This window comes from Stenotrophomonas sp. YJH_SMC_69 (assembly GCF_059370495.1).
This window is the reverse complement of sequence record NZ_JCAFTS010000016.1, coordinates 41,102-47,611: the sequence shown is the minus strand read 5'-3', so window position 1 is coordinate 47,611 and position 6,510 is coordinate 41,102. Positions and strand designations below refer to the sequence as shown.

The 6,510-nt window shown below is 66.8% G+C and carries 5 protein-coding genes; 1 reads left to right on the top strand and 4 read right to left on the bottom strand.

Annotation, left to right across the window (positions count from 1 at the left end; genetic code table 11):
• Nucleotides 1-585: 585 nt before the first annotated feature.
• Nucleotides 586-1,674 (bottom strand): DNA glycosylase AlkZ-like family protein, encoded by a 1,089-nt coding sequence (locus tag AC5P8F_RS19865; protein WP_049406620.1) that lies wholly within the window; start codon nucleotides 1,672-1,674, stop codon nucleotides 586-588.
• Nucleotides 1,675-1,778: 104 nt separating this feature from the next.
• Entirely contained in the window at nucleotides 1,779-2,363 is a 585-nt protein-coding gene (locus AC5P8F_RS19860; protein ID WP_014647283.1) for a TetR/AcrR family transcriptional regulator, read from the bottom strand.
• Between the two features lie 259 nt (nucleotides 2,364-2,622).
• Here AC5P8F_RS19860 and AC5P8F_RS19855 point away from each other — a divergent pair, with 259 nt between their 5' ends.
• Nucleotides 2,623-4,818, top strand: a complete 2,196-nt coding sequence (locus AC5P8F_RS19855; protein ID WP_495228864.1) for a TonB-dependent receptor — start codon at nucleotides 2,623-2,625, stop codon at nucleotides 4,816-4,818.
• A 131-nt stretch (nucleotides 4,819-4,949) separates the two neighbouring features.
• Here AC5P8F_RS19855 and AC5P8F_RS19850 read toward each other — a convergent pair whose 3' ends face one another.
• A complete protein-coding gene (locus AC5P8F_RS19850) occupies nucleotides 4,950-5,306 on the bottom strand; it encodes a hypothetical protein (RefSeq protein ID WP_014647285.1) in 357 nt (118 codons plus the stop codon).
• 463 nt (nucleotides 5,307-5,769) lie between these two features.
• Entirely contained in the window at nucleotides 5,770-6,435 is a 666-nt protein-coding gene (locus AC5P8F_RS19845) for a TraX family protein (protein WP_227863723.1), read from the bottom strand.
• Nucleotides 6,436-6,510 lie beyond the last annotated feature (75 nt).

The following is a 6,510-nucleotide window of genomic DNA, read 5'->3' as shown; positions in this document are numbered from 1 at the left end:
GCCCACCCTGGTGGGCACCGATGGAAGCCAGCGCCAACCAAGGTTGGCGGCTACCAGGGCTGAGCGGTGTTGCCCTGGTAGCTGCCCACCTTGGCGCGCACCGACGGGAGCCAGCGCCAACCAAGGTTGGCGGCTACCAGGGCTGAGCGGTGTTGCTCTGGTAGCTGCCCACCTTGGTGGGCACCGATGGAAGCCAGCGCCAACCCAGGTTGGTGGCTACCAGGCCTGAGCGGTGTTGCTCTGGTAGCTGCCCACCTTGGTGGGCACCGATGGGAGCCAGCGCCAACCACGGTTGGCGGCTACCAAACCTGAGCGGTGCTGCTCTGGTAGCTGCCCACCTTGGTGGGCACCGACGGAAGCCAGCGCCAACCAAGGTTGGCGGCTACCGGGCCTGAGCGGTGTTGCTCTGGTAGCTGCCCACCCTGGTGGGCACCGACGGAAGCCAGCGCCAACCAAGGTTGGCGGCTACCGGGCCTGAGCGGTCTTGCTCTGGTAGCTGCCCACCTTGGTGGGCACCGATGGAAGCCAGCGCCAACCGAGGTTGGCGGCTACCGGGATCGATAGATACCCATGCGCCGCTTGGCGCTACAGGAACTCCGCCATGCGCTGCAGCTCGTCGTCCAGCGCGCCACGAAATACCTTGTCGCGGGCCAGCGACTTGCCGGCATAGCCCACGCTCGACACCAACTCACCCTCGCGCACGCTCAAGTTGGCCCAGCCCACCACCTGCTCATGCCACAACACCGGCAGTGCGTAGTAGCCGTACTGGCGTTTCGGTGCAGGCGTGTAGGCCTCGAACTTGTACACCCAATCCCACAACAGCTCGAAGCGGCGGCGGTCCCACACCACCGGGTCGAACGGCGCCAGCAGGCGCACCTGCTCATCCGGTGCATGGCGGCGCGAGCGCGGATTCTCGTCCGCCGGCCAGTACCAGGTGGTGCCTTCCAGCGTGCAGCTGGCCAACTGCTGCTTGGCCAACGCCAATGCCTTGCGGGTCTGCTCGGCCAGGTGCGGCGCGCCATAGCCCAGCAGGCGCACCAGATAGGTCAGGCTGGCCGAGGGCAGCGGCGCGTACTTGCGCACCACCAGGTCGATCAGGGCGGCGGCACGTTCGATCTGCGCCTGTTCGCTGGAGTCGGGCTCGGCATGATCGGCCACCGCATAGATGCGCGTACCGCTGTCGCGCCGTTGCACCCGCAGCAGGCCGCGGTAGTGCATGCCATCCAGCAGATGCGTGCTGGCGTTGCTGGTGCCGCCCCAGTAGTTGGTCACCCGCCCATGCGCAAAGGCCTGGTCGACCTCGCGCGGGTGCACGCTGCCACGCTCGCGCACAAAGGCCAGCACGTCGGCCGCACGGCGATGGGTCTCGGCATCCCACTCGCGCTTGGAAACCCGTGGGTGCATCAGCGCCAGATGCTCGCGCGGCAGGAAGCCGTAGTTCACCAGGCAATCCTCTTCCACCGGCAGACGCGTGTAGCGGCGCTCAAGATCGCCCGCGCGGTAGTCCTTCACCCGGTGGCGCAGGGTCAGGTCCTGCGCGCGAGCGGGTGCGCGGATCGGGTCGGCCTGCACGAAGCCCAACCGCCGGATCGCGGTCAGCAGCGTGGTCGGCTTGAACAAGGTGCGCGCCACCGCGTAGCGGCGAAGGTCATCAAGAGTGGGCGTGGCAGGCATGGCCGCATTGTATTCTCGACACTACGCGATCCGTCCAGTAGAGCCAGGCCATGCCTGGCTGGCGTCATGGTGAACGGCCGCGATCATCCGCGCATGGCGTGCATCTACCGAAGCCGCGATACCTCCAGCGAACCGATCACCAGTGCCCGCATGCCCTGCTTGAACTCGGTGATCACCTGCCCTTCTTCGTCATCCGCAATCGCGTAGATGGTGTCGGCGCCGGCGATGCAGTAGAACGCGATCGTGGCCAGCAGCCAGCGCGCCTTGTCCACCGGCAGGCCGAACACCTCGGCCACGTGCGCCTGGTGCGAGGCGATCTTTTCCAGCATCGGCGCGGTCGCCACCGTGCGCCGCAGCAGGTAGGGCGGTAGCCCGGGATGCGCCTTCACCACTTCGCACAGCGACTCCACGAACCCCATCAGATAGGCCTCCAGCCCACCCGGTGCGTCGACCGACGCGCGCGGAATCTGCCAGCGCTGGAACACCGCCTCCGCCACCAGGCGCTTCAACGCCTCCAGGTTGGCCACGCGCTTGTACAGCGCTGCCTGGGTCACCGCCAGTTCGGCGGCCACGTTGGCCATGGTCAGGTTGGGCAGGCCCAGGCGGATGCCGATGTCGGCCAGACGCTCCGGGGTGATGGTGGGCGGGCGGCCACGGGTCGGCGCCGTTGGATCGGGGTGCGTGCTCATACGGTGCCTGCTCTTACGGTGCGCGTCCATACCCTGCTGAGGGTGCCAGCAAAGGGACCCTCTTGTCCGCTTCGATTGATTTAGTTTAATTTACTCAACTAATTCGGAAGGCGTCCAGCACGCTGCCCGTGATCGAGCCCATGGCTCACCTCCCGCCAGGTCCCCACCCAGCCAACAACCCTGCGCTGCGCCCTTTCCCCGTGCTTGCCGTCGGCAGCGCGCCAGGCGCGCTCGCGCCTGCGATTCACAGGACTCTGGCATGACCGTTTTCAACTTCACTTCTGCACAGCATCGCGCTGCCGCCGCATCCTCCGGCCTGATGTATTCGCCGGGCATGGTCCGGCGCTACCGGGTGTCCGCCCTCGCGCTGGGGCTGCTGGCCTCGTTCGCCGCGCTGGCCGACGCCGCGCCGTCCACCCTTCCGTCGGTACAGGTGCAGGAACAACGCCGGGTCACTGCAGACTATGCGGGCGGGCAAGTGGCTGCCGGCAGCCGCGTCGGCCTGCTCGGCGACAAGGATTTCATGGACACGCCGTTCAATACGATCAGCTACACCGAGTCCTTCATCCGCGATCGCCAGGCCAAGGACCTGACCGACGTCATTGCCGCCACCGACCCCACGGTGTTCAGCAACGGCGTCACCGGTGCATGGAGCGAGAACTACGCGATCCGCGGCTTTGCCTCCAACACCAGCGACACCACGTTCAATGGCCTCAGCGGCATGGCGCCCTACTACCGCACCTCGCCGGAAATGTTCGAGCGCATCGAGGTGCTGAAGGGACCGTCTGCGCTGCTCAACGGCATGCCGCCGGGCGGCTCGGTCGGTGGCAGCGTCAACCTGGTGCCCAAGCGCGCAAGCGAGCAACCGCTGCTGCGGGTCAGTGCCAACTTCGCCTCCGATGCGCAGTTCGGCACCCACGTGGATATGGGCCGTCGCCTCGGCGCCGACAAGCAGTTCGGCATCCGCTTCAACGGTGCCTACCGTGATGGTGACGGCGCCGTCGGCAAGCAGCGCAAGAAGGTACAGCTCGGTTCGCTGGCACTGGACTGGCGCGGCGAACGTATGCGGCTGTCGGCCGATCTGTACAGCGCCGACGACCGCGTTGACGGCCCGGCGCGTGGCGTCGGCCTGGCACCGGGCGTGGCCATTCCGCGCCCGCCACGCGGCGATACGCTGATCAACCCGGATTGGGCCTACGTGGACAGCCAGGACAAGGGCGCGATGGTGCGCGGAGAACTGGATGTCAACGATAGCCTGATGGCCTACCTCGCGTACGGCACCAGCAGGACCGACTACCGCTACAACGGTTCGATCAGCGCGCAGATCCTCAATCCAGCCGGCAACTTCACCACGGTGATCGGCCAGCTCGCCTTCGACATCAGGAAGCAGTCCGCAGATGCCGGCCTGCGCGGTTCCTTCCACACCGGCAACGTCGGCCACCAGTGGGCCGCCAACGTGACCCACTACCAGCACACCCAGAACGACTACGGCCGGCGCAGCGTACCCGGCTGGGACTGGACCACCAATCTGTACAACCCAGTGTGGGGCCCGGCGGCGCCGTTCGTGGCACCGCACATCTCGCATACCGAGCTGACGCTGGACAGCCTCGGCTTCGCCGACACCCTCGCCTTCGCCGATGACCGCGTGCAGCTGACGCTGGGCGTGCGCCGCCAGCAGGTGGTCAGCGAGACCTTCAACGTGTCCACGGGTGCACGCACCTCGCGCTACGACGAGAGCGCCACCACGCCGGCAGCGGCCCTGCTGGTGAAAGCCACCGACGCGATCTCCCTCTACACCAACTACATCGAAGGCCTCAGCCAGGGCGCCACCGCGCCGATGACCGCCGCCAATGCCGGCGATGTGTTCGCACCGTTCCGCACCAGGCAGAAGGAGCTGGGCCTGAAGCTGGACCTGGGCAGCTTCGCGCACACCTTCAGCGTGTACGAGATCAAGCGACCGAACAGCTACACCGACCCGGTCACGAATATCTTCTCGTTTGGCGGCGAGCAACGTAACCGGGGCGTGGAATGGGGCTTCTTCGGCGCACCAATGGACGGCGTGCGCCTGCTCGGTGGGGCGGCCTATGTGCAGCCGAAGCTGACCCGCACGGCCGGTGGCGTGAATGAAGGACGCATCGCCACCGCCGTGGCGCAGCGGCAGGCCAAGCTGGGCGTGGAATGGGATGTGCCGACCTTGCAGGGCCTGACCCTGACCGGCAATGCCACGGCGATGTCGAGGCAGTACATCAGTGCCGACAATAGCCTGTCGGTGCCGGGGCGTACGTTGTTCGACGTGGGGGCGCGCTACAGCACCACCGTGGCGGGTCGATCGCTTGCGCTGCGGGCCAGCGTGAACAACGTGACCAACAAGTCGTATTGGGGCATGCCGTTGTTGTCGAGCCTGGCGCTGGGTGCACCGAGGACGGTGCTGGTGTCGGCAACGATGGATTTCTAAGCTGGCGTGGAACCCCTGTAGAGCCGAGCCATGCTCGGCTCCGTTTCGTCCGCTGAGCCGAGCATAGGCTCGGCTCTACAGGACGTCGGGCAATCCGCGAACGGCATCCACGCATGGCGTGGATCTACGTGTCATTCCGGATGCAGGCGATAGATGGCGTGGCTGGTCAACGCCAATGCCGCCAGCTTCAGCCCTTCCATTACGCGATCGCCCACGTACTGTTCCGGGCCGCCATTCTGGCGGGCGCGTTCGGCCGCCAGCAGGATCTCCTGCACGATACGCAGCCCGGCCAGTGCACCGTCGGCGTCGGCCAACGCCAGGCACCGGCCCGGCAGCTGATGGCGCTCGGGCCAGGGCTGGCCGTCGGCAGCCGCGCCCAACCCGATGCGATGCAGCAGGGCCGTCAGGTTGTTGGGATCGGGCGGGATGTCGTGGCCTTCATCGGCATTGGCCGGGGCGTGCTGATGGGGGAACTCCGATGCGTTCATGGCAGGTCTCCGTGCAAGGCATGCGGGACCACCAACCTTAACAATCAAGGCGGCGGACGGTGCGTGGCTGGAAATCCCGTGAGTCAGTGCTATACCCGGGCGGTGGGCTTGCGCCCACCTCCACGCACCGCCCGCCATGGAACGCGAACGGAATGCCAGCCGACGCCGCGCAAGGCGACGCCGGCTGGCAAGCGTAAACAGCACTTACTCAACGGGGTTTCCAGGCCCCGGCCACCCTTTTTCGGTGGCACCCCATCATGTGCACAACGGGGTGGCAGGCGCCAACAACCCAAGTGCCAAGACAGCAACGTTCACGCAGTGGCAGCATTGTCGCATATCGACAATCGAGCCGAAGATTCAACAACTTGCGCCACGCCAACGGCGGCGTTCCCCACCCGCATCGGCACCACGCGTTCCTTGACCGCATCCGGCTTTCAAGACGCGCGACACGCCAGTTCCGACATTACACAAGCAGATGGGCAATCAACGCCAGCACCGCCAGATGCCCCACGTAGTAGCCGTAGAACAGCCAGCGCCAGCGCGGCAGCTGCCACGGCACCCGCGCGGCCAGCAGCACCACCGGAACGGCCAGCACCGCCCAGCCGTTGTGGTTGGCCCAGCACACCGCCGCAAGCGCGACCAGCAGCGGCCACCACGCCCGATGCCGGAACGCGATCCAAGCCAGCAGCACGGCGCCAACGCCGGCCCACTGGTAGTCCACGAACATCGGCAGCACGCCGGCAGCCAGCAACAGCAGCACAGGCCGATTGTTCGCAAGCGCATGCACGGCCACCACCGCCAGGGTGAAGGTGAGCAGGATGTTGAGCGGCAGCCAGGAACCGAACGCAAGTGCGTGCAACGGCTGCGCGATCAGCCCCCATAGCGCGAGCCGGCGCATCGATTTGCGCAGGTCGGCGCCCGGCTGGGCCAGGTTGCAGGCCATCACCAGCGCGAACAGCGGGAAGGCGATACGCCCCAGTTCGCTGACCACCGGCACGTAGCCCCCGAAGACCACCTTGGCCACGTGGTCGCCGGTCATGGCCAGCAGCGCGATCCACTTCAACAGCTCGCGCGCGCCGCTGCCGAGGCTGAGGTTGAACGTGGACGTCCCGGTCGTGGTCGCTTGCATCGCGGAAGCTTATGCGCATCGGCCAGCGCATTTCCAGCGCCGCGCAGGAGCCCGCCACTGCAAGCCGTAGATGGC

Bases quoted from the DNA above. Each gene is read 5' to 3' on its own strand.
- AC5P8F_RS19865 (WP_049406620.1), bottom strand. From the start codon at position 1,674: ATGCCTGCCACGCCCACTCTTGATGACCTTCGCCGCTACGCGGTGGCG.
- AC5P8F_RS19860 (WP_014647283.1), bottom strand. From the start codon at position 2,363: ATGAGCACGCACCCCGATCCAACGGCGCCGACCCGTGGCCGCCCGCCC.
- AC5P8F_RS19855 (WP_495228864.1), top strand. From the start codon at position 2,623: ATGACCGTTTTCAACTTCACTTCTGCACAGCATCGCGCTGCCGCCGCA.
- AC5P8F_RS19850 (WP_014647285.1), bottom strand. From the start codon at position 5,306: ATGAACGCATCGGAGTTCCCCCATCAGCACGCCCCGGCCAATGCCGAT.
- AC5P8F_RS19845 (WP_227863723.1), bottom strand. From the start codon at position 6,435: ATGCAAGCGACCACGACCGGGACGTCCACGTTCAACCTCAGCCTCGGC.